The sequence below is a fragment of the Microbacterium sp. W4I4 genome (assembly GCF_030816235.1).
Taxonomy (GTDB): Bacteria; Actinomycetota; Actinomycetes; order Actinomycetales; family Microbacteriaceae; genus Microbacterium.
The window spans coordinates 59,773-85,511 of the sequence record NZ_JAUSXT010000001.1; the positions used below are offsets into that span (position 1 = coordinate 59,773).

The 25,739-nt window shown below is 70.3% G+C and carries 23 protein-coding genes; 16 read left to right on the plus strand and 7 right to left on the minus strand.

The features are described 5' to 3' along the window. Positions 1-27 precede the first annotated feature (27 nt). Positions 28-468, minus strand: coding sequence for a pyrimidine dimer DNA glycosylase/endonuclease V (locus tag QF046_RS00325; protein ID WP_307365033.1), 441 nt, complete (start codon positions 466-468; stop codon positions 28-30). Next, positions 465-2,690: an efflux RND transporter permease subunit gene (locus QF046_RS00330; RefSeq protein WP_307365036.1), complete on the minus strand. Its 2,226-nt coding sequence runs from the start codon at positions 2,688-2,690 to the stop codon at positions 465-467. Before QF046_RS00330 ends, QF046_RS00325 begins: the two co-directional genes overlap by 4 nt. An 86-nt stretch (positions 2,691-2,776) precedes the next feature. Between QF046_RS00330 and QF046_RS00335 the strand changes: the two genes are divergently transcribed. From QF046_RS00335 to QF046_RS00345, 3 genes are read left to right on the plus strand one after another with little or no spacing between them, the layout of a single operon-like run. Beyond that, positions 2,777-3,337: a MarR family winged helix-turn-helix transcriptional regulator gene (locus tag QF046_RS00335; protein WP_307365038.1), complete on the plus strand. Its 561-nt coding sequence runs from the start codon at positions 2,777-2,779 to the stop codon at positions 3,335-3,337. 42 nt (positions 3,338-3,379) lie between these two features. Next, the gene (locus QF046_RS00340; RefSeq protein ID WP_307365040.1) at positions 3,380-3,541 is read left to right on the plus strand and encodes a hypothetical protein; all 162 of its coding nucleotides are present in this window, start codon (positions 3,380-3,382) and stop codon (positions 3,539-3,541) included. Further along, positions 3,538-4,407 carry a GNAT family N-acetyltransferase gene (locus QF046_RS00345; RefSeq protein WP_307365042.1) on the plus strand — a complete coding sequence of 290 codons (870 nt, stop codon included), beginning with the start codon at positions 3,538-3,540 and terminating at the stop codon, positions 4,405-4,407. The genes QF046_RS00340 and QF046_RS00345 overlap by 4 nt, the downstream gene beginning before the upstream one ends. 16 nt (positions 4,408-4,423) lie before the next feature. On the opposite strand, the gene QF046_RS00350 is transcribed toward QF046_RS00345, so the two are convergent. Genes QF046_RS00350 through QF046_RS00360 form a run of 3 tightly spaced genes read right to left on the minus strand, consistent with a single transcriptional unit; the run spans position 4,424 to position 10,199 of the window. Then, positions 4,424-7,879 carry an error-prone DNA polymerase gene (locus tag QF046_RS00350; RefSeq protein ID WP_307365043.1) on the minus strand — a complete coding sequence of 1,152 codons (3,456 nt, stop codon included), beginning with the start codon at positions 7,877-7,879 and terminating at the stop codon, positions 4,424-4,426. Further along, a complete protein-coding gene (locus QF046_RS00355; protein WP_307365045.1) occupies positions 7,879-9,447 on the minus strand; it encodes a DNA polymerase Y family protein in 1,569 nt (522 codons plus the stop codon). The genes QF046_RS00350 and QF046_RS00355 overlap by 1 nt, the downstream gene beginning before the upstream one ends. Positions 9,448-9,458: 11 nt before the next feature. Beyond that, the gene (locus QF046_RS00360) at positions 9,459-10,199 is read right to left on the minus strand and encodes a hypothetical protein (RefSeq protein WP_307365048.1); all 741 of its coding nucleotides are present in this window, start codon (positions 10,197-10,199) and stop codon (positions 9,459-9,461) included. Positions 10,200-10,300: 101 nt separating this feature from the next. Here QF046_RS00360 and QF046_RS00365 point away from each other — a divergent pair, with 101 nt between their 5' ends. The 7 genes from QF046_RS00365 (at position 10,301) to QF046_RS00395 (ending at position 15,138) form a co-directional block, all read left to right on the plus strand. Next, on the plus strand, positions 10,301-10,591 hold the full coding sequence (locus QF046_RS00365; protein ID WP_307365050.1) for a DUF1905 domain-containing protein: 291 nt from the start codon (positions 10,301-10,303) through the stop codon (positions 10,589-10,591). Between the two features lie 68 nt (positions 10,592-10,659). Next, a complete protein-coding gene (locus QF046_RS00370) occupies positions 10,660-11,130 on the plus strand; it encodes an A24 family peptidase (RefSeq protein ID WP_307365052.1) in 471 nt (156 codons plus the stop codon). Positions 11,131-11,184: 54 nt separating this feature from the next. Next, entirely contained in the window at positions 11,185-11,415 is a 231-nt protein-coding gene (locus tag QF046_RS00375; RefSeq protein ID WP_307365054.1) for a response regulator, read from the plus strand. Positions 11,416-11,419: 4 nt separating this feature from the next. Further along, positions 11,420-12,055 carry a CYTH domain-containing protein gene (locus QF046_RS00380; RefSeq protein WP_307365056.1) on the plus strand — a complete coding sequence of 212 codons (636 nt, stop codon included), beginning with the start codon at positions 11,420-11,422 and terminating at the stop codon, positions 12,053-12,055. A 104-nt stretch (positions 12,056-12,159) separates the two neighbouring features. After that, positions 12,160-13,317: a type III polyketide synthase gene (locus tag QF046_RS00385; RefSeq protein WP_307365058.1), complete on the plus strand. Its 1,158-nt coding sequence runs from the start codon at positions 12,160-12,162 to the stop codon at positions 13,315-13,317. Beyond that, positions 13,314-14,045, plus strand: a complete 732-nt coding sequence (locus QF046_RS00390; protein WP_307365060.1) for a methyltransferase domain-containing protein — start codon at positions 13,314-13,316, stop codon at positions 14,043-14,045. The genes QF046_RS00385 and QF046_RS00390 overlap by 4 nt, the downstream gene beginning before the upstream one ends. Then, positions 14,038-15,138 (plus strand): NAD(P)/FAD-dependent oxidoreductase, encoded by a 1,101-nt coding sequence (locus tag QF046_RS00395; protein WP_307365063.1) that lies wholly within the window; start codon positions 14,038-14,040, stop codon positions 15,136-15,138. Before QF046_RS00390 ends, QF046_RS00395 begins: the two co-directional genes overlap by 8 nt. A gap of 77 nt (positions 15,139-15,215) precedes the next feature. Here the strand turns inward: QF046_RS00395 and lpdA are convergent, their stop codons facing one another. Beyond that, positions 15,216-16,613 (minus strand): dihydrolipoyl dehydrogenase, encoded by a 1,398-nt coding sequence (gene lpdA / locus QF046_RS00400; protein ID WP_307365065.1) that lies wholly within the window; start codon positions 16,611-16,613, stop codon positions 15,216-15,218. Positions 16,614-16,752: 139 nt separating this feature from the next. Between lpdA and QF046_RS00405 the strand changes: the two genes are divergently transcribed. The 3 genes from QF046_RS00405 to QF046_RS00415 all read left to right on the plus strand — a co-directional run bounded on the left by QF046_RS00405 (position 16,753) and on the right by QF046_RS00415 (position 18,546). Continuing rightward, a complete protein-coding gene (locus QF046_RS00405) occupies positions 16,753-17,211 on the plus strand; it encodes an FHA domain-containing protein (RefSeq protein ID WP_373425745.1) in 459 nt (152 codons plus the stop codon). Then, positions 17,211-17,900, plus strand: coding sequence for a MerR family transcriptional regulator (locus QF046_RS00410; RefSeq protein WP_307365069.1), 690 nt, complete (start codon positions 17,211-17,213; stop codon positions 17,898-17,900). Before QF046_RS00405 ends, QF046_RS00410 begins: the two co-directional genes overlap by 1 nt. 100 nt (positions 17,901-18,000) lie before the next feature. After that, a complete protein-coding gene (locus QF046_RS00415; RefSeq protein WP_307365071.1) occupies positions 18,001-18,546 on the plus strand; it encodes a MerR family transcriptional regulator in 546 nt (181 codons plus the stop codon). 158 nt (positions 18,547-18,704) lie between these two features. On the opposite strand, the gene QF046_RS00420 is transcribed toward QF046_RS00415, so the two are convergent. Beyond that, positions 18,705-19,517, minus strand: a complete 813-nt coding sequence (locus QF046_RS00420; protein ID WP_307365073.1) for a ParA family protein — start codon at positions 19,515-19,517, stop codon at positions 18,705-18,707. 94 nt (positions 19,518-19,611) lie between these two features. On the opposite strand from QF046_RS00420, the gene QF046_RS00425 reads away from it, so the two are divergent. From QF046_RS00425 to def, 3 genes are read left to right on the plus strand one after another with little or no spacing between them, the layout of a single operon-like run. Beyond that, a complete protein-coding gene (locus QF046_RS00425; RefSeq protein WP_307365075.1) occupies positions 19,612-23,019 on the plus strand; it encodes a pyruvate carboxylase in 3,408 nt (1,135 codons plus the stop codon). A gap of 41 nt (positions 23,020-23,060) precedes the next feature. Next, the gene (locus QF046_RS00430) at positions 23,061-25,163 is read left to right on the plus strand and encodes a MinD/ParA family protein (RefSeq protein ID WP_307365076.1); all 2,103 of its coding nucleotides are present in this window, start codon (positions 23,061-23,063) and stop codon (positions 25,161-25,163) included. Further along, positions 25,163-25,654 carry a peptide deformylase gene (gene def / locus QF046_RS00435; RefSeq protein WP_307365078.1) on the plus strand — a complete coding sequence of 164 codons (492 nt, stop codon included), beginning with the start codon at positions 25,163-25,165 and terminating at the stop codon, positions 25,652-25,654. The genes QF046_RS00430 and def overlap by 1 nt, the downstream gene beginning before the upstream one ends. The last annotated feature ends 85 nt before the right edge of the window (positions 25,655-25,739 follow it).

Consider the following 25,739-nt stretch of genomic DNA (forward strand, 5'->3'; position numbering starts at 1 on the left):
CGTCGCTGGGCGATCGCGAGAGTGGAATCATCCCGCCGGACGGGCCCGCTCCCAGCCGGCGACGTCGCCTGGCACCACGCGGAAGAGCGGATGCGGCGCGGGTTCGGCGACGCGCCAGCGCTCGGCATCCGACGGACTGCGCGCCTGCAGCTTGACGCCCAGATGAGTCCACTCGAGCGCCATCTGGCCGACCGTGACGGTCATGCTCGCGGCGGGAGCAGCGGGTGACAGGATGCGCGAGCGGTCGAAGCGGTAGCCGCGGGTGTCGGCCTCGTCCGCGACGCCGACGAGGTACGCGCCGACCGCCGCGAGCGGATCGGGCTGGGCGCGGAACCGCTCCAGCTGCGGATGCTGCCGGTAGCCGCGCGTGCGCCCGGCCAGCACCGCCTGCGCCAGCAGGGCCTCCCGCCAGCAGGCGACCAGAGCCGCGCGATCCAGGTGCTGCGGATGCAGCGACCAGATCCTCACGCCTGTCGACCCTCGACGGGCTCGGGTTCGGTCTCGGACGCAGCCGCCTCGTCGACCTCGCGACGGCCAAGACTCGGACGACTGAGGCGCGAGGGCCACCAGATGGCGCGACCGATGTCGTGGCTCAATGCCGGCACGAGCAGCGAGCGCACCACGAACGTGTCCAGCAGCACGCCGAAGGCGACGATGAAGGCGATCTGCACCAGGAACAGGATGGGGATCACCGACAGCGCGGCGAACGTCGCGGCCAGCACGAGCCCGGCCGAGGTGATGACCCCGCCCGTCACGGCGAGTCCGCGCAGAATGCCCTCGCGCGTGCCGTGCCGCTTCGACTCCTCGCGCACCCGTGTCATCAGGAAGATGTTGTAGTCGATGCCCAGCGCGACGAGGAACACGAAGCCGAACAGCGGCACGGCAGGATCCGCACCCGGGAACCGGAAGACGCCGTTGAACACCAGCGCCGCGACTCCCAGTGCGGAGCCGAACGACAGCACTGTGGTGAGGATGAGCAGCACCGGTGCGAGAACCGCTCGCAGCAGCAGCATGAGGATCACGAAGATCACCACGAGGATGACCGGGATGATGAGGTTCCGGTCGTGGATCGAGGCCGTGTTGGTGTCGATCGACGTTGCCGTGACACCGCCGACGAGCGCATCCATGTCCTCCAGTTCGCCGCGCAGAGTGTTCACCGTGCTCTCCGCGTCGGCGGAGTCGGCGGCTGAGGCGAGCGTGCCCTGCAGCAGGACGCGTCCGTCGACGACCGTCGGCTCGGGCGCGGGGGTTCCGGGAGGACCGAACGCCTTGACGCCGTCCTCGTCGATGGGCGCGGTGCCCGATGCGGAGTCGGATGCCGTCACCGAGACCGCATCGATGCCGTCGTCGCCGAGCAGCACGTTCGCGGCATCCTGCATCCGCGACTCGTCCACCAGCACGTAGACCGGGCTGCCGGAACCACCCGGGAAGTGGTCGCCGAGCACGGCCTGACCGTCCCGCGCCTCGGACTGGCCGAGCACCAGATCGGACTGCGGGATGCCGCTGGCCTGCAGCTGCACGACACCCGCGGCGGCGATCGCCAGCACCACCGTGGTGGAGATCCAGATCATTCGAGGACGACGGCGCACCAGGCGGGCCAGTCGCGGCCAGGCGCCCCGTCCGTCGAGCGGGTTCTCATCGGCGGCGTGCGCGGGTTCGAACGTCGGGCGGCGCGGCCAGAACACGGCGCGTCCGAAGAGGCCCAGCAATGCCGGGAGCAGTGTGAGCGCGGAGAGCATGGCGAAGACGATGCCGATGGCCGCGACCGGACCGAGCGTGCTGTTGGACTTCAGATCGCTGAGCAGAAGACACAGCAGTCCTGCGATCACCGTCCCTCCTGAGGCGAGGATGGGCTCGAAGGAGCCCTTCCACGCGGCGCGGATCGCCGTCCATCTGTCCTCGGTGAGGCGCAGCTCCTCGCGGTAGCGCGCGACCAGGAGCAGCGAGTAGTCGGTGGCGGCGCCGATCACCAGGATGAACAGGATGCCCTGGGTCTGCCCGCTGAGCAGCAGGATGTCGAGCTTTGCCGCCCACCAGACCACCAGCAGTGCCACGCACAGGGCGAACAGACTGGTGCTGAGCACCACCACCGGCAGCAGCAGCGACCGGTACACGATCACCAGGATCACGAGCACGGCGAGCAGGGCGACCAGCAGCAGGATGCCGTCGATGCCCGCGAAGCCGGCAATGAGGTCGGCGGTGAATCCGGCGGGTCCCGTGATGTGCACGGTGACTCCGTCCGGTACGGCGTCGCGCAGATCGGAGGAGAGCGCGGAGGAGACCTCGCCGACGTCGGCATCCGCGTCGATGGGTACGAACGCCTGCGCCGCGAGACCGTCCTCGGAGACGATCACGGGGGAGGTGTCATCCTTCACGCCCTCCGCGGTGACCGCGTCGTCCAGCGCCGTGCTGAGCTTCTCCTTCAGCGCGTCATCGATGGTCGCATCCGATTCGAAGACGACCACGGCGGGCAGCGAGTCCGCGCCGAGGAAATCGCCGAGCGCCTTCTGCACCTCGGTGGCCTGCGCCGAGTCGGGCAGGTAGGCGGTGCGGTCGTTGGAGGAGACCTCGTCGATCTTGCCGAACAGCGGCCCGCCGAGCCCGGCTCCCGCCAGCCACAGCAGAATCAGCAGGACGGACAGGAGCGTGCGTGGCCAGGTTCGGCGGGTGTTCTCAGTGCGACGCGACATGCTGGCCTTTCCGGAAGAATCTATAGAGAAGCGTATTGCTAGCCAAGCGAGAAAGCAACGAGGCGTGAGTTCGCTATGATGACGACATGGGTGAGGATCAGGACGTCTCGGTGTACGACGTCGACTCCAGCGATCCTCAGCAGATCCTCATCGATCGCACCGGAATGGCTGCTCCTGACATCCGTCAGATCAGCGAGCTGATGGCGGCGCTGGGGCAGCTCCGCGAAGCCGAGGAGCACCTCTCCGAGGCCTCCCGGCGCTACATGCGGCTCAATGAGACCGACATGCGGGCGCTGCACTATCTGATCGTGTGCGCCCACCAGAACTTCATCGCGACCCCGGGCGGCATCTCGCATCATCTGCGAATATCGTCGGCATCGACCACCAAGCTCCTGGACCGACTCGAACGCGGAGGGCACATCATCCGCGCGCCTCACCCGACCGACCGGCGGGCGCTCGCGATCTCCATCACCCCGGAGACGCACCAGGCGGCGATGGAGACGGTGGGACGCCAGCAGGCCAAGCGCTTCTATGCGGCCGCACGCCTCACCCCGGCGGAACGCGATGTCGTCATCCGCTTCGTCCGGGACATGGCGCAGGAGATCGCGCCCGGAGATGAGCCCTGGGCGCAGCCCACGGAGGAGTGACGATCCCGCCCGCCGGCACTCAACCGTGCCTAGAGTGTGGTCATGGACAAGAAGCGACCGGGGGAGCCCGAGCGGCCGGCGGCCGTCGAGGCCGAGGAGGCGCTGCGCGATGCCGACACCGCGGTCGACGCGGCCAAGGCCGAGGCGCGGCGCTGGGGAGGCTCCGACAAGAAGCCCACCGAGCCGAAGGATCGCTTCTGGTGAGTTGGATTCCGGTGACCGAACCCGCCCGTCGGCGTGAACTGCTCACGGCGGCGGTCGGGCGCGCCCATGCCGCGAAGGCGTCGGCGGAGCGCCGCGAACTCGCGGTCCCCGAGACGGATCAGGGCGAGATCTGGACGACCGAGGACGGCGCCACGATCGTCTGGGCGATGCCCGACGAGTACCGGATCGTGCTGGCTGATCTGCTCACGCACGAGACCGACCCCGCGGCGGTGTGGCGCCTGCTCGAGGAGCTCGCGGGAGAGGCCGGCTGGTCGGGGGCCTGGAGTGTCAGCGCCTATGCGGGCCAGGGCAGGGTGGCGGCGCTCGTCGGGGCCGCGCGCGCCACGCGCGTGGCGACGAAGATGCGTGTCGCCGTGGCCGGCGTCCCTGCACCTGAGGGCATCCGGCTGCATCCGATGGGCGACGCGGACTACTCGGCCTTCCGGGCCGTCGCCGACGAGGAGTACGCGCAGGAGCGATTCGATTCGGGCTCGGAGCCGACGATCGAGGCCGCCCGACGCGTCGCGGAGGAGCAGATGTTCGAACTGCTGCCGGAGGGCCCGCGGACACCGGGCCACAGGCTGTGGGTCGTGCGCGATCGCGACGATCGGCGAGCGGGCATGCTGTGGGTGCATTTCGGCGAGGGTGTGGCGTTCATCTACGACATCGCCATGGACGAGGACCGCCGCGGGCAGGGTCTGGGCACGCAGACCCTGCGTGCGGCCGCCGAGGAGACGGCGCGCGCCGGAGCGGACGTGTTGGCGCTGAACGTCTTCGGCAGCAACGAGAACGCGCGACGGCTGTACACACGCGAGGGCTACCGGGAGACCGAGACGATCTGGTCCGTGCCGATCGTGGCGCGCTGACCAGGGCATCCGCGTGTCACCGGAAGTCCCGCGAACGGTGCGCGAGGCCGGTGCGCAGGTCCTCGAAGGCATCCGCCAGCACGTTCGCGACGCCCTCGGGTGAGCGCTCCAGGATGCCGCGGACGATGAGTGCTGGGGAGTCGCGGGCGACCCGCCGGTAGCGGGCCCATACGCCCGTCGTGCAGATCACGTTCACCAGCCCGTGCTCGTCCTCCAGGTTCAGGAAGGTGACGCCGCTGGCCGTGGCCGGCCGCTGCCGGTGGGTGACGACGCCGGCCACCTCGATGCGCCGTCCCTCCTCGTGGCTGCGCAGGTCGGCCGAGGTCAGCACCCCGCGCTCGGTCAGCGCGGCGCGCAGGTGCGCCATCGGGTGGTCGTCGGTGGACACCCCGGTGGCCCAGAGATCCGCGGCCAGCCGTTCGTACCCGCTCTGATCCGCGAACAGCGGCGGCTGCACGGCCACGGCCGTGCCGGGCAGGAAGCGCGCGCGGTCCTCGGCGGCGGCTCCCGCCAGCCAGATCCCCTCGCGCCTGCTCAGGCCCAGGCACTCGAACGCCCCGGCGGTGGCCAGCGCCTCCAGCTGGCTCGCGGTGGCATCCGTGCGCCGCACCAGATCGTGCAGGTCGCGGAACGGCCCCTGCTCGTCCCGTGTGGAGACGATCCGCTCGGCCAGCTTCGCACCGATCCCGCGGATGCCGCTGAGCCCCAGCCGCACGGCGAACCGGCCGTCGCGGCGGTGCGCGGCCGACTCGTCGGGCGCTGTGCGGTCGAACGCGCCCACCGGCGGCTGCGGCACGAGCAGGCAGGAGTCCAGGCCGGTGGGTTCCGTGCCGTCTTCCATCCGCTCCAGGCCGTCCAGGGTTGCGGAGGCGTGCAGGTCCGGTCGCAGCACCTGCACGCCGTGATGGCGGGCGTCGGAGGTGAGCGAGGACGCCGAGTAGAACCCCATCGGCTGAGAGCGCAGCAGCCCCGCCAGGAACGCCGCCGGGTAGTGCAGCTTCAGCCAGGAGCTGGCGTAGACGAGCAGCGCGAAGGACAGCGAGTGCGACTCGGCGAACCCGAAGTTCGAGAACGCCTGGATCTGCGCGTAGATGCGGTCGGACATCTCCTCGCTCAGGCCCTTCTCGCGCATCCCGGTGTACAGGGACTCCCGGATCTTGTCGATCTTCTCCAGCCCGCGCTTGGAGCCCATCGCCCGGCGCAGCAGATCGGCCTCGTCGGCGGTGCAGTCGCCGAGCACCGTCGCCATCTGGATCAGCTGCTCCTGGAAGACCGGGATGCCCAGGGTGCGCTCCAGCACCGGCTCGAGCACCGGATGTGCATAGGTCACCGTGTCCTGGCCCAGCTTGCGCCGCACGAACGGGTGCACCGCCCCGCCCTGGATGGGTCCGGGGCGGATCAGCGCGATCTGGATGGCCAGCTCGTAGAACTCCCGCGGCTGCAGGCGCGGCAGCAGCCCCATCTGCGCGCGGGACTCCACCTGGAACACCCCGATGGAATCGGCCCGGCAGAGCATGTCGTACACCGCGGCCTCCTCCTTGGGGATGCCGTCCAGCGTCCACACCTCGCCCGTCGTCTCTTCGATCAGATCGAAGCAGTGCCGCAGTGCCGACAGCATCCCGAGCCCCAGCAGGTCGAACTTCACCAGGCCCATCCAGGCGGCGTCGTCCTTGTCCCACTGGATGACCGTGCGGTCCTGCATGCGGGCGTGCTCCACCGGCACCACCTCGCCGACCGGCTGGGCGGTGAGCACCATCCCGCCGGAGTGGATGCCGAGGTGCCGCGGCGCCTTCAGCAGCTCGCCCGCGTACGTCAGCACGTCGGCGGGGATGTCATTGCCCTCCGCGGCCTCGATCCCCGCGCCCCAGCCGTCGACCTGCTTCGACCAGGCGTCCTGCTGACCGGGGGAGTGCCCCAGCGCCCTGGCCATGTCGCGCACGGCGTTCTTCGGCCGGTACTGGATGACGTTCGCCACCTGCGCCGCGCGCTCGCGGCCGTAGGTGCGGTAGACCCACTGGATGATCTCCTCACGACGGCTGGAGTCGAAGTCCACATCGATGTCCGGCTCCTCGTTGCGGGTGGTGGCGAGGAAGCGTTCGAACGGCAGGCCGTACAGGATCGGATCGACCGCGGTGATGCCCAGCAGGTAGCAGACCGCGCTCGCCGCGGCCGATCCGCGACCCTGACAGAGGATGCCGCGGCGCCTGGCCTCTTCGACGATGCCGTGCACGATGAGGAAGTAGCCGGGGAAGTCCTTCTCGGCGATGACGTTCAGCTCGCGCTCGATGCGGCGGCGCCCCGCGTCGTCGATGCGCGGGTACTTGGCCGGGACCGCCGCCCAGACCAGCGCGCGCAGATGACTCATCGGCGTCTCGCCCGCCGGCACCTCCTGCTGCGGCAGGGCGGGTTTGGCCCTGCGCAGCGGGAAGGCGCTCTCGGCGGCGATGCGCAGCCCGTTCGAGATCGCGCCGGGATAGCGGCGGAACCGCGCGGTCATCTCGGCGCCGCTGCGCAGGTGCGCGGCGGCATGCACGGGCAGCCAGCCGTCCAGGTCGTCCATGCTGCGGGTGGCCCGCACCGCGGCGATGGCCTCGGCGAGTCCCGCCTTCTCGGGCGTCGCATAGTGCACGTTGCCTGTCGCGACGACCGGCAGGTGCAGTTCTCCGGCGAGGCGTGCGAGAGCGTCGTTGCGGCGACTGTCCAGCGGGTCGCCGTGATCGAGCAGCTCGACGGCCACCCTGTCCTGCCCGAACAGGTCGACCAGCCGGCGCAGCGGCGTGCCGGGATCGCCCTGGTCCAGTCCGCGGCGCACACCGCCCTTGCGGCATCCGGTCAGGATCGTCCAGTGCCCTCCGGCGCTGGCGACCAGATCGTCCAGGTCGTAGCGCGGTCGTCCCTTCTCGCCGCCGCGCAGCTGGGCGCGGGTGATGGCCCCGGCCAGCCGGTGATACCCCTCCACACCGTCCGCCAGCACGAGCAGATGCTCGCCCACCGGGTCGGGAGTGCCCGTGCGGCCCAGCCCCTTCGACAGGCTCAGGCCCTTCGACAGGCTTAGGGACCCATCAGCAGGCTCGCCGAGCGACAGCTCCGCGCCGAAGACGGTCTGCACGCCGGTGAGCTCGGCGGCCTCGGCGAAGCGCGCCGCACCGTAGAAGCCGTCGTGGTCGGTGATCGCCAGTGCCGTCAGCCCCAGACCCTCGGCCTCGGCCAGCAGGTCGTCGGGGGAGGAGGCCCCGTCGAGGAAGGAGTACGACGAGTGCGCGTGCAGCTCGGCGTAGGGCACCGCGTCCTCGGGGCGTACGACGGCGGGCCGGGATGCCGGCGGCCGGTGCCTGCTCAACGGGGTGGGCGTCTCGCGATGCGCGGCGGGCTCGGCGGATGCCGGTATCGGATCCGCCAGTGCTGGATCGGTGGGGGCGCTCAGCGTCCGCGCCAGCTGGGACCAGGGCAGCTTCGGGTTGTCGAAGCCCATCAGCGGTACCGCCCCTCGGCCCACCAGCCGTCATCGGAGTGCAGCACCAGCCAGGCGCGGTGCTGGGCGTCCAGCAGCTGGAAGCGATGTCCCGATCGGCTGCGCGCGGCATCCCAGCGGTGCTCGTGCACGGGCCAGGGGCCGGCCCAGCCGATCACCTCGCTGTCGTCGATGAGAGCGGGCGGATGCGGCATCTCGCCGCGCTCGCCGATGACGACGGCAGCGCCCTCGGCATCCGTCACCCGCACCGGGCGCAGGGGAACGAAGATCTCGGCGGGCAGCGGATCCGGCAGGCTCCCCGGCCAGGGCTGGGCGGGGTCGCGCTCCATGACCGGACGCTCGCCCCACGGCGTCATCACCTGCCGATCGGCGAGCAGACGGCCGCCCGACACAGCGGCGGTCGTGACGGCCATGTGCCCGAGCATCGTCTGCACCCGCGAGACGGCATGGTGCAGGCGCTCATCCGTCCCGGAGCCGAACAGGCCGATCTGGTGATGCGCGGCATCGTCCACCGCCACCGGGACGATGCGCACGGCGACGATCCCACGGAAGGCGTGCGCGGCATCGGCATCCTCCCCGGACTGCGCCGCCCGCGCGGACTCCGCCGCGAGCGCCTCGAGCTGCCAGCGGACCCGGTCGACGAGGTCGCCCTCGTCGAAGCAGGTCGGATGCAGCCAGGTGCGCGAGGACACCGCCCCGTCGTCGTCGGTGAGGTCGATGCGCACCTCGGTGCACACCACGGAGGCGTCGGCGAGGGCGAGCATCACGGCATCCGCCGTCTGCCGCACGGCGAAGGCGATCTGATCGGACTGCCCCAGCGGCGTCTCGAAGGCGGCCTCCCTGGCCAGCTGCGGGTCGGGAGGACGCGGGGTCAGCGGCCGGGAATCCGCGCCGCGGGTGAGGGCGTGCAGACGCGCGCCGTGCTCGCCGAAGCGCTCCCGCACCGCCGTGGTCTCCAGTGCGGCGAACTCGCCGAGCGTGGTGATCCCCAGTCGGCGCAGCAGATCCGCCAGCTCCGGCTCGCCGAGCACCTGCAGGGGCAGCGGGGCCAGGAACGCCCTGGCCTCGCGTGAGGGGATCACCGACCAGGCGTGCTCCGCCGTGGTCGCGCGCGCGGCCAGCTCGGCGGTGAACATCCCGTCGGCGACGCCGATCCGCGTCTCGGCGTACCCGGCCTCGGCGAGGATGCCGCGCAGCGCGGCGGCGGCTCCCTCCTCGCCCCCGTGATAGCGCGAGATGCCGCGGGAGCGGAGCGCGGCGAGCCCCGGACGCAGCAGGTGCACGCCGGGAGCATGCTCCTCGATCAGACGCAGCACGGGCAGGAAGGCCCGCTCATCCTGCGAAGGGTCGTGCGGCAGCATCCGCAGCGACGGCATCCTGCTCTGCGCGAGTCGGCGGCGCTGGCCGACGCGCACGCCGTGCGCCCGTGCGGATTCCGTGCAGGCGGTGACGACCCCGCCGTGCACGAGGGCAGTGGGCGGATGCGGCGGGGCGGCGCCCAGTGCCGCACGCAGCGGCCAATCCGGAAACCACAGCACGTGCATCCGCACGGGTTCTGCGGCATCCACGCTGGCATCCATCACGCCACCGCCCAGCGCGGGTAGGCGGGCTCGGACCCTTCGACGAGCTCAGGGGCCCAATCCTTCGCGGTCACCGGAGCCGCCTCGATCGCTCCGAGCCCACCGGGCAGCTGCACCCGCAGGCTCTGCGGGCGCGGAGTCGACCGGGTCTGGGCGGTGAGCGTCACCGTGCGCTCCGACAGCAGTCCCCAGCCCTCGCCGAGACCCTCCCAGTGCGGATCGTGCAGGCTGATCAGCCCTTCGCTCTGCGGCCAGGTCGACGTGGTCAGCACCGTGCAGCCGCGGTCGCGCAACCGCGCGGCCAGCCTGGCGGCATCCGCATCGCGCACCGACGTGCCGGGATGGACCGCGATCAGCGGCACCACCTCGGCCAGCGCGGAGACCACCGCCAGCCAGCGCTCGGCGGGCGCGGGCACCAGGATCAGCCGCGACAGGTCGATGCCGAAGCCCGCGGCCGCCTCCAGCCCGAGGGTGGGCATGCCCACGGCGGCGCACCAGCTGCCGCGCTGCGAGACGGCGCTCATCAGTGCGAAGATCAGACTCGGCGAGGGGGAGACCGAGTACACCGCTCCGGTCTGCAGGCCGCGCTCGGGCAGCAGATCCTGCAGCACGGGATGCAGCGGCAGCGTCGCATCGTCGCTGCGACGACGCTGCATGCGCCCGATCTCCCGGCGCAGGCGGAGGATGTCCCCCGCCCGCTCATCGGCGGGGGAGAGCGCCGCGATCGTTCCGATCCCCATGCATCCATCCTCGAAGAAATATTCGAATAATTCAAGTCCACTTCGAAGACTAGATCGCACATCCGACATCGAGAGTGCGCGGTGCGGGCTAGGCTGGAAGGATGCAGATCGAGTTCGAGAGCGAGGTCACGCTCTGGGATGCCCGGACGGAATCCTGGTTCTTCGCGACGCTGCCCGAGGAGCTCTCCGGCGAGATCCGCGAGCTGCCCAGTCCGCGGCGCGGCTTCGGCTCGCTGCGGGTGCAGGCGCGGATCGGGCTCACGGTCTGGACGACCTCGATCTTCTTCAGCGGATCCGCGTTCGTGCTGCCGCTGAAGAAGCAGGTGCGCCAGGCGCAGGGGATCGCGGCGGGGGACGTCATCACGGTGGATCTCGACATCCTCGACGTGTGAGGGTCTCTGCGCCCGAGGTTATCCACAGCCCTCCGCGGAAGGTGCGGGCTTTCGCCTAGCCTGCGATCATGACCCTTCACGCCGTCGCCGTGCTGATCGTGCACCTGGCGCTGGTCGCGGTGGGGGTGTGGCTGATCGTCGTCGACGCCCGCACGCACCGGCTGCCGAATCGCATCGTGCTGCCGACGCTCGGCGCCCTGATCGTGCTGGTGATCGTCGAGGCACTGGCGACGGCGGATGCCGGGCGGATGCTGCGCGCCCTTCTGGGAGCGCTCGTCCTCGGGGCCTTCTACGCGGCGATGCACCTGGCGTCCCGGCAGGGGATGGGCGGTGGAGACGTGAAACTCGCCGCCGTGATCGGCCTGGTGCTGGCCTGGCACGGCTGGTGGACCCTGCTGCTGGGGGCGGCTGCGGCCTTCCTGCTCGGGGCGCTCTTCGCACTGGTGCTCATGCTCCTGAAGAAGGCGAACCGGTCCACGCGGATCGCGTTCGGGCCGTGGATGATCCTCGGCGCGGTCCTTGCGATCTCGATGACATGACATCGGACGGCATGCGATCCCGACGGCGTCGACGCGGAGGGCTAGGGTGAGCACATGGCACTCGCACGACTTCACGGCGGCCCGCTCGACGGGCAGATCATTCCGCTCGACGATGAGACGCGGGACTCTCTGATCCTGCCCTACAGCGAGACTCAGCTCAGGTATCGGCGCGAGGGCGACGCGTCGAACACGGGCGCGCACGACGGGCCGACCCAGGTGGCGTTCCGCTTCATCGAGTCCGAGGACGACATCTCGCCGAATGCGAACCAGAACCACGACGGCTGAGCAGGTGGCGACCGATCCCACGGCATCCGGCGACCCGCAGCGCACCTTCGAGGTCGAGCGCAAGTACGACGCCGATGCCGACACGTCTCTGCCGGACTGGGGGAGCGTCCCCGGGGTGACCGCGGTGAGCGAGGGAGAGCCTCGCGAACTGGACGCCCGCTACCTGGACACCGCACAACGGACCCTGGCGCTGAACGGCGTCGCGCTGCGTCGTCGCACGGGCGGACCCGACGCCGGCTGGCACATCAAGGGACCTCGACAGGGCGACGGCCGGCTCGAGCTCGGCTGGCCGCTGGATGACGACGACCGGATGCCGGATGCCGTCGCGGCGACGGTCGCGCAGTGGACCGCCGAGGAGCTGCATCCGATCGCCCGCATCGAGAACTCCCGCACGGCCTACCAGCTGAGCGGCGCGCAGGGCGTGATCGCCGAATTCGTCGACGACCGGGTGCGTGCGACCGACCTGGGCAGCGGCATCCGCCGGGAATGGCGCGAGTGGGAGATGGAGCTGGGGCCCGCGGCCCCGGTCGATGACGCGGGGCGCGAGGAGTTCTTCGCCGCCGTCGAGCGGGCCGTGCTCGCCGCCGGTGGTCGTCCGCCGTCCTCCGGCTCGAAGCTGGCGCGCGCGCTCGGGCTCTGAGCCCGGATCCTCAGGACGCCTCGCAGAACAGGGGTGCTTCGCAGAGCGGACCCCACGGGCGCAAGCCCCTTCCGCCGGAGTGCGGCGGATGGTGGAATGACCGCATGGGCCCCACCGTGCAGCTTCGTTCCCTGCAGACCATCGTCCCCGACGTCCCGCTCGATCAGGAGACCGTGCGCGACGTCTTCGCCGGGCAGCCCGAGCTGAGCAGGCTGGCCAAGCGCCTGGTGACCGCATCGTTCAACGGATCGGGGATCGAGACGCGGCACACGGTGCTCGAGGAGCTCTCGCTGGATGCCGAGACCTCCACGCCGCTGTTCTACGACCGGGCCAGCGGCGAGCTGCTGGCGCCGGGCACCAAGGCGCGCAACGAGATCTACATCCGCGAGGCGGACCGGCTCTTCATCGAGGTCGCCCGTCGTGCGCTCGACGCCGATCCCGACCTCACCGCGGCCGATGTGACGCATGTCGTCACCGTCTCCTGCACGGGCTTCCACGCCCCAGGGCCCGACTTCGAGATCGTGCGGGCACTGGGGATGTCCGATTCCGTGGAGCGCTACCACCTGGGATTCATGGGCTGCTACGCCGCGATGCCGGCGCTGCGCGCCGCCCGGCAGTTCTGCCTCGCCGACCCGGATGCCGTGGTGCTCGTCGTGAGCGTGGAGCTGTGCACGCTGCACCTGCGCTCCGCGGAGGATCCCGACATGATCATCGCCTCGTCGCTGTTCTCCGACGGCGCGGCCGCGGGCCTGGTCACGGCGCGATCCTTCGACTCGGCGGCACCCGCGTTCAGCCTGGACCGCTTCCGCACGGCGATCGCGCTCGAGGGCGAGAAGGACATGGCCTGGACGATCGGCGACAGCGGGTTCGAGATGGTGCTGTCCACGGCCGTTCCGCAGATCATCGGCGAGAGCATCCGCGCCGCGCTGCGCCCGCTGTGGAGCGACGACGACAAGCTGGCAGCCGCGTTCGACGACGACCGTATCGGGGAACCGGTGGCGCACTGGGCCATCCATCCCGGCGGACGCAGCATCCTCGACCGGGTGCAGGAGCGCCTGCGCCTCAGCGACGAGCAGCTGCATCCCGCCCGCGAGATCCTGCGGGAGTACGGCAACATGTCCAGCGCGACGGTGCTGTTCGTGCTGCGTCACATCCTCGAGAGCGCCGAGGCCCGTTCGGGCGACCGGGTCGCGGCGATGGCCTTCGGCCCTGGTCTGACCGCCGAGAGCGCCATGCTCACCGTGCTGACTCCCGGAGCATGATCCCGGATCTGACGGCACGTGCGGTCGGCGCGCGGGAGTTGATGGACGAGCCCGACGCGGATCAGGCCATGCTCGATCGCACCTACGCGCTCTTCCCGCTCGTCAACGCGGTGGTGTCCGGCTGGCGCGGCGTGTACCGGCGCGACATCCGCCCGCTCGCCCGCCGGAGGAGGCTACGCGTGCTCGACATCGGCGCCGGCGGGGGAGACCTGACCCGGTTGATCGCCCGGCGGCTGCACCGGGACGGCTGCGATGCGCAGGTGACGGGGCTGGACGTCGATCCACGCGCGGTCCGCTGGGCGTCCGCGCAGGACGGTCCGCCCGGCCTGCGCTGGCGGTGCGCGTCCACCTCCGATCTGGTCGCGGAGGGTGAGGTCTTCGATCTCGTGATCTCCAACCACGTGCTGCATCACCTGACACCGGGCCTGCTCTCGGACGTGCTGTCCGACTCGCTCCGTCTGCGCGCGCCGGGCGGAGCCGTGCTGCACGGCGACATCGCCCGCAGTCGCACCGCGTACGCGCTGTTCGCGGCGGCGACCCTGCCGCTGGCCCGCACCGTGCTGGCCGGTTCGTTCATCCGGCCGGACGGGCTCACCAGCATCCGTCGCTCCTTCACCGCCGACGAGCTGGCAGTCGCCGCCGGAGACGGCTGGAGCGTCGAACAGCGGATGCCGTCCCGCCTGCTGCTGCGCGCCCGCGACCTGCATCCGGAGAAGAGCGATGCCTGACGCGATCATCGCCGGCGCGGGTCCGGTCGGGCTGCTCCTCGGCTGCCTGCTCGCCGGCCGTGGCGCGGAGGTGCTCATCATCGAGAGGCGACGCGGAGCGGACGAGCGCTCCCGCGCCATCGGCATCCATCCGCCCGGGCTCGCGGCTCTCGATGCCGCGGGGATCGGTGCGGCGGTGCGTGCCGAGGCCGTCGCGCTCGATGGCGGCGAGGTGCACGCCCGAGGGCGGATGCTGGCCGCCGTGCCCTTCGGAGCCGCACGCCCGGTGCTGACCCTGGCGCAGCACCGCACGGACGCCCTGCTGCGTGCCCGGCTGCACGCGCTCGGCGGCACGATCCGGTCCGGCACCGCCGTCGTCGGATTCCGGGACGAGGGCTCCCGCGTGCGCGTGCGCACGACCGACGGGGAGCTGCCGACACCGTTCCTCGTCGTCGCGGACGGCGTGCGCAGCGCACTGCGGCGGGCCGCGGGCGTCGGCTGGATCCGTCGGGGCCGTTCCGCGCACTACGCGATGATCGACATCCCGGATCCGGGGGAGGACCGACTGGCGCGCATCCACTGCGAACCCGGGGGCCTGGTGGAGTCGTTCCCGCTGCCTGCGGGACAGCGTCGATGGGTGATTCGCCGGACGGACGGCGGTGACGCGGTGACGTCTGAGGTCTTCGCCGAGGCGATCCTGGCCCGTACGGACATCGGCATCCGCATCCCGGACGGCCTGGCGCCTACGGCGTTCACCGCCGCGCAGCACCGAGCCGACCACCTGGCTCGGGGGAGGGTCGCTCTGCTCGGCGACGCCGCGCACGAGGTCAGCCCGATCGGCGGGCAGGGCATGAACCTCGGCTGGGCGGATGCCGTGATGCTCGCGCCGCTGCTGATCGACGGTCTGCACGGCACAACGGTCGATCTGCGGGGCTATGCACGTCGTGCATCCGCACGCGCCGCCGGAGCGCAGCGCCGCTCCGCGTTCTACATGGACATGGGCTCGCCCGCGTCACGACCGGCGCAGCGTGCCAGGGAGGTCGCCATCCGCGCGCTCGGATCGGTGCCGCTGCGCGAGCGTGCGGCCGCACTGGTCACCATGGGAGGCCTGTGAGCCGGAACGACGAGAGCCCGGTCCGTGCGGACCGGGCTCTCGTTCTGTGTCTGTCGTATGTCAGAGGCTGAGCGAGCTCACATGTTGATCATGTGGCCGGCGAGGCCGTGGAAGCCCTCCTGCAGCGCCTCCGACAGCGTCGGGTGGGTGTGCACGTTGCGGGCGGCCTCGAGTGCCGTCAGATCCCACTTCTGCGCCAGCGTGAGCTCGGGCAGAAGCTCGGAGACATCCGGTCCGATCAGGTGACCGCCGATGAGCTCCAGGTGCTCGGCATCCGCGATCAGCTTGACGAAGCCGACCGGCTCGCCGAGGCCGTTCGCCTTGCCGTTCGCACTGAACGGGAACTTCGCGACCTTGATCTCGCGTCCCTCGGCCCTGGCCTGCTCCTCGGTGAGACCGAAGCTGGCCACCTGCGGCTGGCAGAACGTGGCGCGCGGCATCATCCGGTAGTCGCCCAGCGTCTGCGTCTCGGCGCCCGCGATGGTCTCGGCGGCGACGACGCCCTGGGCCTCTGCGACGTGCGCCAGCTGCAGCTTGGCGGTCACATCGCCGATGGCGTAGATGCCCTCGACGTTCGTGCGCATGTGGTCGTCGATGTCGATCGCACCGCGCTCGGTGAGCTTCACGCCCGTCTTGTCGAGACCGAAGCCCTCGATGTTCGGCGCGAAGCCGACCGACATGAGCACCTTGCCCGCGTCGAGCTCGCCGGCCTTGCCGTCGCGGGTCTCGTACGTGATGTGCACCGAGGAGCCGTTGTCGGTCACGGTCTTGACCGCGGTCGAGGTGAGGATGTCGACGCCGAGCTTCTTGTACTGGCGCTGGATCTCCTTGGAGACCTCGACGTCCTCGTTCGGCAGCGCACGGTCGAGGAACTCGATGATCGTGACCTTCACGCCGTAGTTCACCAGAACGTACGCGAACTCCATCCCGATGGCACCGGCGCCGACGATCGCGATCGACTCGGGCAGCTCGCGGGCGAGGATCTGCTCCTCGTAGGTGACCACGTTCTCGCTCAGCTGCACGCCCGGCAGCAGACGCACGGCGGAACCCGTGGCGATGATGGCGTTGTCGAAGGTGACCTCTTCGGTCGTGCCGTCCGACTTGGCGACCGAGATGGCCTTGGGTCCCGTGAAGGTTCCGCGACCGTCGTACTCGGTCACCTTGTTCTTCTTCATCAGGAAGTGGATGCCCTTGACGTGGGTCTCCGAGACCTTGCGGCTGCGGTCGAACGCGGCGCCGAAGTCGAAGTGCACATCACCCGAGATGCCGAAGAACTCGGCCTTGTGGGTGAACGTGTGCGCGACCTCCGCGTTCTTGAGGAGCGACTTGGAGGGAATGCACCCGACGTTCAGGCACACACCGCCCCAGTACTTCTCCTCGATGATCGCGGTGGACAGGCCGAGCTGGGCGCTGCGGACGGCGGCGACGTATCCGCCAGGGCCCGCGCCGAGGATGACGACATCGTAATGTGGCATGCGTAAAGCCTATCCTCTGCGCGAGGGCGCGAGCCGTCCGCCGATGACGAAGAACAGGCAGATCGGCCTCCCGAGCACCCGACCCGATCAGATAGGCTGAAGGACCGGAGGAGGGAGAACCGTGACAGATGACAGCACGATCGGCGCCGGAGGCGCGATCCACCGCAGCGGTGAGCAGCGGCACGATGCGACACAGACGTTCGGTCACGAATCGGACCTCTCCTTCGTGCCCTTCGGCGCAGACCTGACCGAGACCGAGAGCGCGGCGATCGCCGCGCTGCCGTCCGGCTCCGCACTCCTGCTGGTTCGCGCCGGCGCACTCGCCGGCGCCCGCTATCTGCTCGACGCGGACGTGACGACGGTGGGTCGTCACCCCGAGGCCGACATCTTCTTCGACGACGTGACGGTGTCGCGTCGTCACGCCGAGATCACGCGATCCGGCTCGGTCTTCGAGATCATCGACCAGCGTTCGCTGAACGGCACCTACGTCGATGGCGAGCGCGTGGACCGCAGCGAGCTGAAGAACGGCTACGAGCTGCGCATCGGCAAGTTCCGGATGAACTTCTTCGCCTCCCCGATCGACCTGGCGAACAACTGATGCCGGCGGCTGGTGCCGCCCGCGAGCGCTCCGCGCCCAAAGGGCTTCTCAGCATCGGGCAGGTCCTCGCCCGTCTCACGCCGGAGTTCCCCCAGTTGACCTCCAGCAAGCTGCGCTTCCTCGAGGTGCAGGGGATCGTCAGCCCGTCGCGCACGGAGTCCGGCTACCGCAAGTTCTCGGCATCCGACCTGGATCGGCTGCGCACCGCGCTCACCCTGCAGCGCGACCACTATCTTCCGCTCAGCGTCATCCGCGAGCAGCTGGACGAGGCCGAGGCGAAGGGGGAGGGCTGGGGCGACATCGCTCCTCCTTCGATCACCCCGCCCCCGCGGCGTCATCGCCGCGACGAACTGATCGCCCGCACCGGCGCCACGCCGCAGCTGCTGAACGACGCGATCAGCGCCGGTCTCATCGCGGCGTCCGAGCATTACTCCGAGCAGGCGTCGTCCCTGCTGGCGGGCCTCGTCACGCTTGCGCGGCACGGCATCGAGCCACGGCACCTGCGGAGCCTCCGTCAGAACGCCGAGCGCGAGGCCGCGCTGATCGAATCCGCGCTGTCCACGCTGCTGCGTCGCACCGATGCCGCATCTCGCGGACGTGCCGCAGAGCTCGCCCCGGAACTGGCCACGCACATCGACGAGGTGCGCAGCCTGATGGTGCGTCAGGCACTGGATCGAGCCCTTTCGTAACGAACGGGTTGCGACACACCTTCCCGACGGTGCGGATGTCATTGCCGGGTCGGGGGTGCTGCTCTAGCGTTGAGGTAATCGTTCAGGGAGAGGACAACGCATGAATGCGGATGAGCTGACAGGCGACCCGCGGTTCGTCACCGAACTCCTCTTCACCGACGGGCTTCCCGCGATGGACGACGAGGTCGGCTATCGCGGTGCGGTGGCCGCGCGCGCGGCAGGCATCACCTACCGCCAACTGGACTACTGGGCGCGCACCGAGCTCGTGGTTCCCACGGTCCGCGGCGCATCCGGCTCTGGATCGCAGCGGCTCTACGGCTTCCGCGACATCCTCGTCCTCAAGCTCGTCAAGCGGCTGCTGGACACCGGCATCTCGCTGCAGCAGATCCGGACCGCTGTCGAGCAGCTGCGCGTCGCAGGCATCCGTGATCTCGCCGGAACGACGCTGATGAGCGATGGCGCATCCGTCTACCTGTGCACCTCGAACGACGAGGTCATCGACCTGGTCAGCCGCGGGCAGGGCGTCTTCGGCATCGCCGTGGGCAAGGTCCTGCGCGAGGTCGAGTCCACGCTCGTCGACTTCGACTCGACTGCACCTGACCCGGTGGACGAGCTCGCGGCGCATCGCTCCAAGCGCACCGCCTGATCCCCACGCCCACTCAAGGCATCGCTTCGCGCTGCCTTGAGCCTCTGGGCGCGGGGCCCCCTGTTGCGGAACCGACCGTAGCCGCGACGCCACTCGAAAGAAGAAGCCGCACCCGAGGGTGCGGCTTTCTCGTCTGTGCATCTCGGCTGTGCGCGACCTCAGGCCTGAGCGCCGGTCTCCGGAACGGCCACGCGGCCGGCGCGGATGATGCGATCCAGCAGGAGGTCGAAATCGGCGGCCAGCTCCTGAGCGGAGTCGCCGGGCCAGATGTGCAGCGGCTTCGCCGCGCCCTGCGCCTGCTGCAGCGAGGTGCGCTCGGGCAGCTGGGGTGCCAGCACCAGCGGGCCGAACATGTCGCGCAGCTCCTTGATGCGGAACTGGTGCTCGATGGACTGCGGGCGCACCCGGTTGACCACGATGCCCAGCGGCTGAAGCCGGGGGGAGAGACCGCGGCGGATCTCCTCGATCGCGCGCAGGGCGCGGTCGGCGGCAGCGACCGAGAACAGTCCGGGCTCGGTGACGACCATGACGCGGTCACTGGCGGCCCAGGCCGTGCGGGTGAGCGCGTTCAGCGACGGGGCGCAGTCGATCAGCACGAGGTCGTACTCGCCCTCGACGGTCGCCAGCGCCTCCTCGAGCTTCCACACGTCGCGCACGCTGGGGTGCGGGCCGTCGAAGTTGATGGCGGACGGGCTGCCGATCAGCAGATCGATGGTGCCCGGGTGCACCTTCGCCCAGCCGCTGCTGGTGATCGCCTGGCGGACGATCTTCTCCTTGGGGTTCTCCAGCACGTCGGCGATGTTCAGCCTGCCGGCGATCTGGATGTCCATGCCGGTGGAGACATCCGACTGCGGGTCGAGATCGACCACGAGGGTGCGGATGCCGCGGGCGAAGGCGGCGGAAGCGAGACCGAGAGTCACGGTCGTCTTCCCGACGCCTCCTTTGAGGGAGCTGACGCTGAGTACGTGCACGTCGTACACGTTACCGTGCCCTAGTCTGAGGGGACACTCAGCCCCCGCCTTGCGCGTTGCTGTTCGGCGCGCAACAACCTCTGAAGAGGTGTGCATGTTCCAGAAGATCCTGGTGGCCAACCGCGGTGAGATCGCGATCCGCGCATTCCGTGCGGCATACGAAGTGGGAGCGCGCACTGTCGCCGTGTTCCCCTACGAGGACCGCGGCTCCCTGCATCGGCTGAAGGCCGACGAGGCCTACGAGATCGGCGAGCGCGGGCACCCCGTGCAGGCCTACCTGGACGTAGAGGGCATCATCAAGGTCGCCCTGGATGCCGGAGCGGACGCGATCTACCCCGGATACGGGTTCCTCTCCGAGAACCCCGATCTGGCGGAGAAGGCCGCGGCGGCCGGGATCACATTCATCGGGCCGCCCTCGCACGTGTTGGAGATGGCGGGCAACAAGGTCGAGGCCAAGAGGCACGCCATCGAGGCCGGCGTGCCCGTGCTGCGCTCGACCGATGCATCCGATGACATCGACGCGCTGGTCGCCCAATCCGATGAGATCGGCTTCCCGCTGTTCGCGAAGGCCGTCGCCGGCGGCGGCGGACGAGGCATGCGCAAGGTCGACACCAAGGGCGATCTCGCTCCCGCGCTGGCCGAGGCGATGCGCGAAGCCGGTGCGGCGTTCGGCGACTCGCGGATGTTCCTCGAGCAGGCGGTGCTGCGGCCCCGGCACATCGAGGTGCAGATCCTCGCCGACGGGCAGGGCGACACCATCCACCTGTACGAGCGGGACTGCTCGGTGCAGCGCCGCCACCAGAAGGTCGTGGAGATCGCGCCCGCGCCGAACCTCGACGAGGGCATCCGCCGGGACATGCACCGGCACGCCATCGCCTTCGCGCGGTCGATCGGCTACCAGAACGCCGGCACGGTGGAGTTCCTGCTCGAGACCGAGGGGCCGCGCACCGGCGAGTTCGTGTTCATCGAGATGAACCCGCGCATCCAGGTCGAGCACACCGTGACCGAGGAGGTCACCGACGTCGACCTCGTACGCGCTCAGATGCAGATCGCCGCGGGCGCCACCCTCGCCGAGCTCGACCTCGAGCAGGACGACATCCGGCTGCGCGGCGCCGCGCTGCAGTGCCGCATCACCACCGAGGACCCGACGCAGGGGTTCCGCCCCGACACCGGCAAGATCACCACCTACCGCTCGCCCGGCGGCGCCGGCATCCGCCTGGACGGCGGCACCACGGCGGCCGGATCCCAGATCAGCCCGTACTTCGACTCGATGCTGTCCAAGCTCATCTGCCGCGGACGCTCCTTCGAGAGCGCCGTGTCGCGTGCGCGCCGAGCGCTCGCGGAGTTCCGCGTGCGCGGCGTCTCGACGAACATCCCGTTCCTGCAGGCCGTGCTGGACGACCCGTCCTTCGCTGCGGGCGACCTGTCGACGTCGTTCATCGACGAGCGGCCCGAGCTGCTGCGCGGGCGCGTGTCGAAGGACCGCGGCTCCAAGATCCTGAACTGGCTCGTCGACGTGACCGTCAACAAGCCGAACGGTGAGAACCCGCTGGTGCTGGATCCGTCTCACAAGCTTCCGCAGCTCGACCTGAGCCTGCCGGCTCCGGACGGCAGCCGGCAGCTGCTGCGCGAGGTCGGCCCGGCGGCGTTCGCGAAGGCCCTGCGCGACCAGGAGGCCCTGGCCGTCACCGAGACGACCTTCCGCGACGCGCACCAGTCGCTGCTCGCGACCCGGGTGCGCACGCGTGATCTGCTCGCCGTCGCACCGTACGTGGCTCGCATGACCCCGCAGCTGCTCTCCGTCGAGGCCTGGGGAGGGGCGACCTACGACGTCGCGCTGCGCTTCCTCGGCGAGGACCCCTGGGAGCGCCTGGCCGCCCTGCGGGAGGCGCTGCCGAACATCAGCATCCAGATGCTGCTGCGCGGGCGCAACACCGTCGGATACACGCCGTACCCGACGCAGGTGACCGACGCGTTCGTCCGCGAGGCCGCAGAGACCGGTGTGGACATCTTCCGCATCTTCGACGCGCTCAACGACGTGTCGCAGATGCGCCCGGCGATCGAGTCCGTGCTCGGCACCGGCACCGCCGTCGCCGAGGCCGCGCTCTGCTACACCGGCGACCTGCTCAACCCGGCCGAGGACCTGTACACGCTGGACTACTACCTGCGCCTGGCCGAGCAGATCGTCGACGCCGGCGCGCACGTGATCGGCATCAAGGACATGGCGGGCCTGCTGCGACCCGCGGCCGCAGCCAAGCTCGTCACGGCGCTGCGCGAGCGCTTCGACCAGCCGGTGCACGTGCACACGCACGACACCGCAGGCGGTCAGCTCGCGACACTGCTCGCCGCCAGTGCGGCGGGGGCGGATGCCGTGGACGTGGCCTCCGCGCCGATGTCGGGCACGACCAGCCAGCCCTCGCTGTCGGCGCTCATCGCCGCCCTCGCGCACACCGAGCGGGACACCGGGCTCGACCTGCAGGCCGCATCCGACCTGGAGCCGTACTGGGAGGCCACGCGCCGGCTGTACCGCCCGTTCGAGTCGGGCCTGCCCAGCCCCACCGGCCGCGTGTACCACCACGAGATCCCCGGCGGTCAGCTGTCCAACCTGCGCCAGCAGGCGATCGCCCTGGGGTTGGCGGATGACTTCGAGCTCATCGAGGACATGTACGCGGCGGCCGACGCGATCCTCGGCCGTGTGCCGAAGGTGACGCCCTCGTCGAAGGTGGTCGGCGACCTCGCCCTGCATCTGGCGGCCGTCAAGGCGGATCCTGCGGACTTCGCGGAGAACCCCGAGCGCTACGACATCCCGGACTCGGTCGTGGGATTCATGGCGGGGGAGCTGGGCGACCTGCCAGGCGGATGGCCGGAGCCGTTCCGCAGCAAGGTGCTTGCGGGACGCGCGTCGAAGGTGGGCATCACGCCGATCACCGACGCCCAGCAGACCGCACTGCGGGGCACCTCCGCGGAGCGCCGAGGCATGCTCAACGAGCTGCTGTTCCCCGCGCCGACCAAGATCTTCCGGCAGGGCCGCGAGGAGTTCGGCGACCTCTCGGTGCTGGACACCGCCGACTACCTCTACGGTCTCGTGCCCGGCGCCGAGCACGCGGTGGAGATCGAGCGCGGCGTGCGGCTGTACGTCGGCCTGGAGGCGATCGGCGAGGTCGATCCGAAGGGCATGCGGACGGTCATGACCACGCTGAACGGCCAGCTGCGGCCGGTGGCCGTGCGCGACAGGTCGATCACCGTCGACGTGCACGAGGTCGAGAAGGCCGACACCTCCAAGCCCGGTCAGATCGCCGCCCCGTTCTCGGGAGCGGTGACCGTGAAGATCGAGGAGGGCGACGTGGTCAAGGCCGGTGACGCCGTCGCATCCATCGAGGCCATGAAGATGGAGGCGGGCATCACGTCACCGGTGGACGGGGTCGTCGAGAGGCTCGCGATCACCGGTACCCAACAGGTCGACGCAGGCGATCTTTTGGTCGTGATACGTCCGGCGCACTAACCTTGGGCGGGCGCATGTGCGCCCGGCTTGGAGTAGTGACTGTGACCTCGAAGAACAACGTGGACCCCGACGGGGACGATTCGCTGGGGGTGCTCGACGACACCACGTCGTCCGACATCTCGGCCATCGGCCTGCTCGGCGGCACCGCGCAGGTCAGTGTTTCGCTGCCCACAGGCGGCGAGGACGACGACCTCGTGGACGATGAGGTCGTCGACGGCGAGATCATCTCTGATCTGATCATCGACACCTCAGCCGTCGCCGACGCCGACACGCTGGCGCGCATTCACCAGGATGCCTCGGAGATCATCATCGAACTGCCTGCGGAGGAACCTCAGCCGGAGACGGTCGAGGAGCCACCCGCCGAGGCAGAACTCGTGGATGAGCCGATCGTCGCGGCGACGTCCATCACGGGCACGCCCGACTCGGGCGTGGTGGATGCCGAGGTGCTGGCGGAGCCGACGGATGCTGCGGACTCGGCGGATGCTGCGGACTCGGCGGATGCAATGGCTGCCGCCGCTGCCGTGGCCGCCGCCCCGGCCGCGAAGAGCAGGCCTGCTGCGAAGGCGAAGACCGCCGCGAAGGCCAAGCCCGTCGTCAAGTCGAAGTCCGCGCCCCGGTCGACGCCCACCGCGAAGACGACGCCGAACCCCGAGACCGGGGCAGCCGCCGAGACAGAGCCTGCTGCGAAGGCAGAGCCTGCTGCGAAGTCTGAGACGGCGATCGTGCCGAAGAAGTCCGAGCGGCCTGCGGAGAGCAAGCCGGTAACAGGGTCGAAGCCGGTCGCAGTGTCGGAGCAGGTCGCGAAGAATGAGCCGGACGCGAAGCGCGAGCCGGTCGCGAAGCGCGAGCCGGTCGTGAAGGAGCCGTCCGCGGCATCCGACGCCCCGTCCAAGGCTGCGGACGCCACGCCGCCGACGCAGACCTCCGCGGAGCCCGTCATCGAGACGCAGGGACTGTCGGACCTCGAATCCGTGGTGGCCGCGGCCAAGGCGGAGCTGCGGCAGGCCATGTCCCCCGCGCCGCCCCGCATCCCAGACGCACCTCGGCCCGCCGCGGCCGAAAGACCAGAGGAGATCCGTCCCGTGGTGACGAACGACCCTGTATCCGCATCGCGCCCCGCGACCGAGCGGCAGACCGCCGAGGCCGCTCGACCCGGACTCGAGCTCACCTCGAAGCGTCTCGACGATCTCGGCGACGGAGGCCGCGAGAGCGCCGATCTGCTCACCGCGGACCGCCTGCTCGACCCCGCGCGGATGTCCAGGCCCGAGCCGGAGGGCACCTGGAGCCACCTGCTCTACACGATCTCGGGCGGGCGCATCAACGTCGGCGACGGGCGCAAGGCGCGCGAGCGCAAGCAGCTCAGCGCACGCATCGCCGCACCCATGCCGGGCAACGCCCGCTTCGTGCCGGTGCTGTCGCGCAAGGGCGGCGTGGGCAAGACCACGATCACGGCGCTGCTCGGAATGGCTCTCGCCGACGCTCGCGACGACCGCGTCATCGCTGTCGACGCCAACCCCGACCGCGGCACCCTCGCCGAGCGCATCGTGGGAAGCCACACGAAGTCCGTCCGCGACCTCGTGCGGGCGCAGCACGACATCCGCGGCTTCCACGACCTCTCCGCGCTCGTGGCGCGCGACGAGACCCGCCTCGACGTGCTCGCGTCGGACTCGGATCCGCGCGTGTCCGAGGCGTTCGGCGACGGCGACTACCGCGACGTCGCCACCGTCGCCGCGCAGTACTACTCGCTCGTCCTCACCGACTCCGGCACGGGCATCGTGCACTCGGTGATGGGCGCCACCCTCGACCTGGCCGACCAGATCGTCATCGTGTCCGGACTGAGCGTCGACGAGGCCCGACTGGCATCCGAGACCCTGACCTGGCTGGAGACCAACGGATACGCGACGCTGGCCCGCGAGGCCATCGTCGTGCTGAACCAGTCCACGCCCGGTGCCCCCCTGGTGCGCCTGAGCGAACTGGAGTCGCACTTCTCCACGCGTGCCAAGCACGTGCTGCGCGTGCCGTACGACCCGCAGATCGCGGGCGGCGGCGCCATCGACTTCGGCAACCTGCAGCCGGCGACCCGGCGTGCGGCGCGCGAGATCGCCGCGACACTGGTCGAGGGACTCCGGGCGAAGGCGGCCTGATGGCCGTCCGCGAGATCCGCCTGTACGGCGACCCCGTGCTCAGGCAGGTGTGCGCCCCCATCGAGAACATCGACGACGGCGTGCGCGCTCTGATCGCCGACCTCATCGACACCGTGCAGCTGCCCGGCCGTGCGGGGGTCGCCGCCAATCAGATCGGCGTCGCCCTGCGCGCGTTCAGCTACAACATCGATGGGGACATCGGCTACGTCATCAACCCCGTGCTGACCGAGGTGCGCGGCGAGAAGCAGCCCACCGGCGAGGGATGCCTCTCGGTGCCCGGGCTGTGGCATGACACTCTGCGTCACCCGTGGGCCCGCGTCGAGGGGATCGACCTCGACGGCGAACCGGTCGTCCTCGAGGGCGACGGGCTGCTCGCCCAGGCGCTCCAGCACGAGACCGATCACCTGGACGGCATGGTGTACCTGGGCCGTCTGGAGGGCGAGACCCGCAAGCTCGCGATGCGCGAAGTCCGCGAGAGCGACTGGTTTTAGCCCTTCGACAGGCTCAGGGACCCAGCCGTTCGACAGGCTCAAGGACCCAGCCGTTCGACAGGCTCAGAGACCCGATGGGTCGCTG

Bases quoted from the DNA above. Each gene is read 5' to 3' on its own strand.
- QF046_RS00410 (WP_307365069.1), top strand. From the start codon at position 17,211: ATGCCGGCGGCTGGTGCCGCCCGCGAGCGCTCCGCGCCCAAAGGGCTT.
- QF046_RS00360 (WP_307365048.1), bottom strand. From the start codon at position 10,199: ATGGGGATCGGAACGATCGCGGCGCTCTCCCCCGCCGATGAGCGGGCG.
- QF046_RS00335 (WP_307365038.1), top strand. From the start codon at position 2,777: ATGGGTGAGGATCAGGACGTCTCGGTGTACGACGTCGACTCCAGCGAT.
- QF046_RS00340 (WP_307365040.1), top strand. From the start codon at position 3,380: ATGGACAAGAAGCGACCGGGGGAGCCCGAGCGGCCGGCGGCCGTCGAG.
- def (WP_307365078.1), top strand. From the start codon at position 25,163: ATGGCCGTCCGCGAGATCCGCCTGTACGGCGACCCCGTGCTCAGGCAG.
- QF046_RS00370 (WP_307365052.1), top strand. From the start codon at position 10,660: ATGACCCTTCACGCCGTCGCCGTGCTGATCGTGCACCTGGCGCTGGTC.
- QF046_RS00390 (WP_307365060.1), top strand. From the start codon at position 13,314: ATGATCCCGGATCTGACGGCACGTGCGGTCGGCGCGCGGGAGTTGATG.
- QF046_RS00385 (WP_307365058.1), top strand. From the start codon at position 12,160: ATGGGCCCCACCGTGCAGCTTCGTTCCCTGCAGACCATCGTCCCCGAC.
- lpdA (WP_307365065.1), bottom strand. From the start codon at position 16,613: ATGCCACATTACGATGTCGTCATCCTCGGCGCGGGCCCTGGCGGATAC.
- QF046_RS00350 (WP_307365043.1), bottom strand. From the start codon at position 7,879: ATGGGCTTCGACAACCCGAAGCTGCCCTGGTCCCAGCTGGCGCGGACG.
- QF046_RS00375 (WP_307365054.1), top strand. From the start codon at position 11,185: ATGGCACTCGCACGACTTCACGGCGGCCCGCTCGACGGGCAGATCATT.
- QF046_RS00365 (WP_307365050.1), top strand. From the start codon at position 10,301: ATGCAGATCGAGTTCGAGAGCGAGGTCACGCTCTGGGATGCCCGGACG.
- QF046_RS00425 (WP_307365075.1), top strand. From the start codon at position 19,612: ATGTTCCAGAAGATCCTGGTGGCCAACCGCGGTGAGATCGCGATCCGC.
- QF046_RS00415 (WP_307365071.1), top strand. From the start codon at position 18,001: ATGAATGCGGATGAGCTGACAGGCGACCCGCGGTTCGTCACCGAACTC.
- QF046_RS00330 (WP_307365036.1), bottom strand. From the start codon at position 2,690: ATGTCGCGTCGCACTGAGAACACCCGCCGAACCTGGCCACGCACGCTC.
- QF046_RS00395 (WP_307365063.1), top strand. From the start codon at position 14,038: ATGCCTGACGCGATCATCGCCGGCGCGGGTCCGGTCGGGCTGCTCCTC.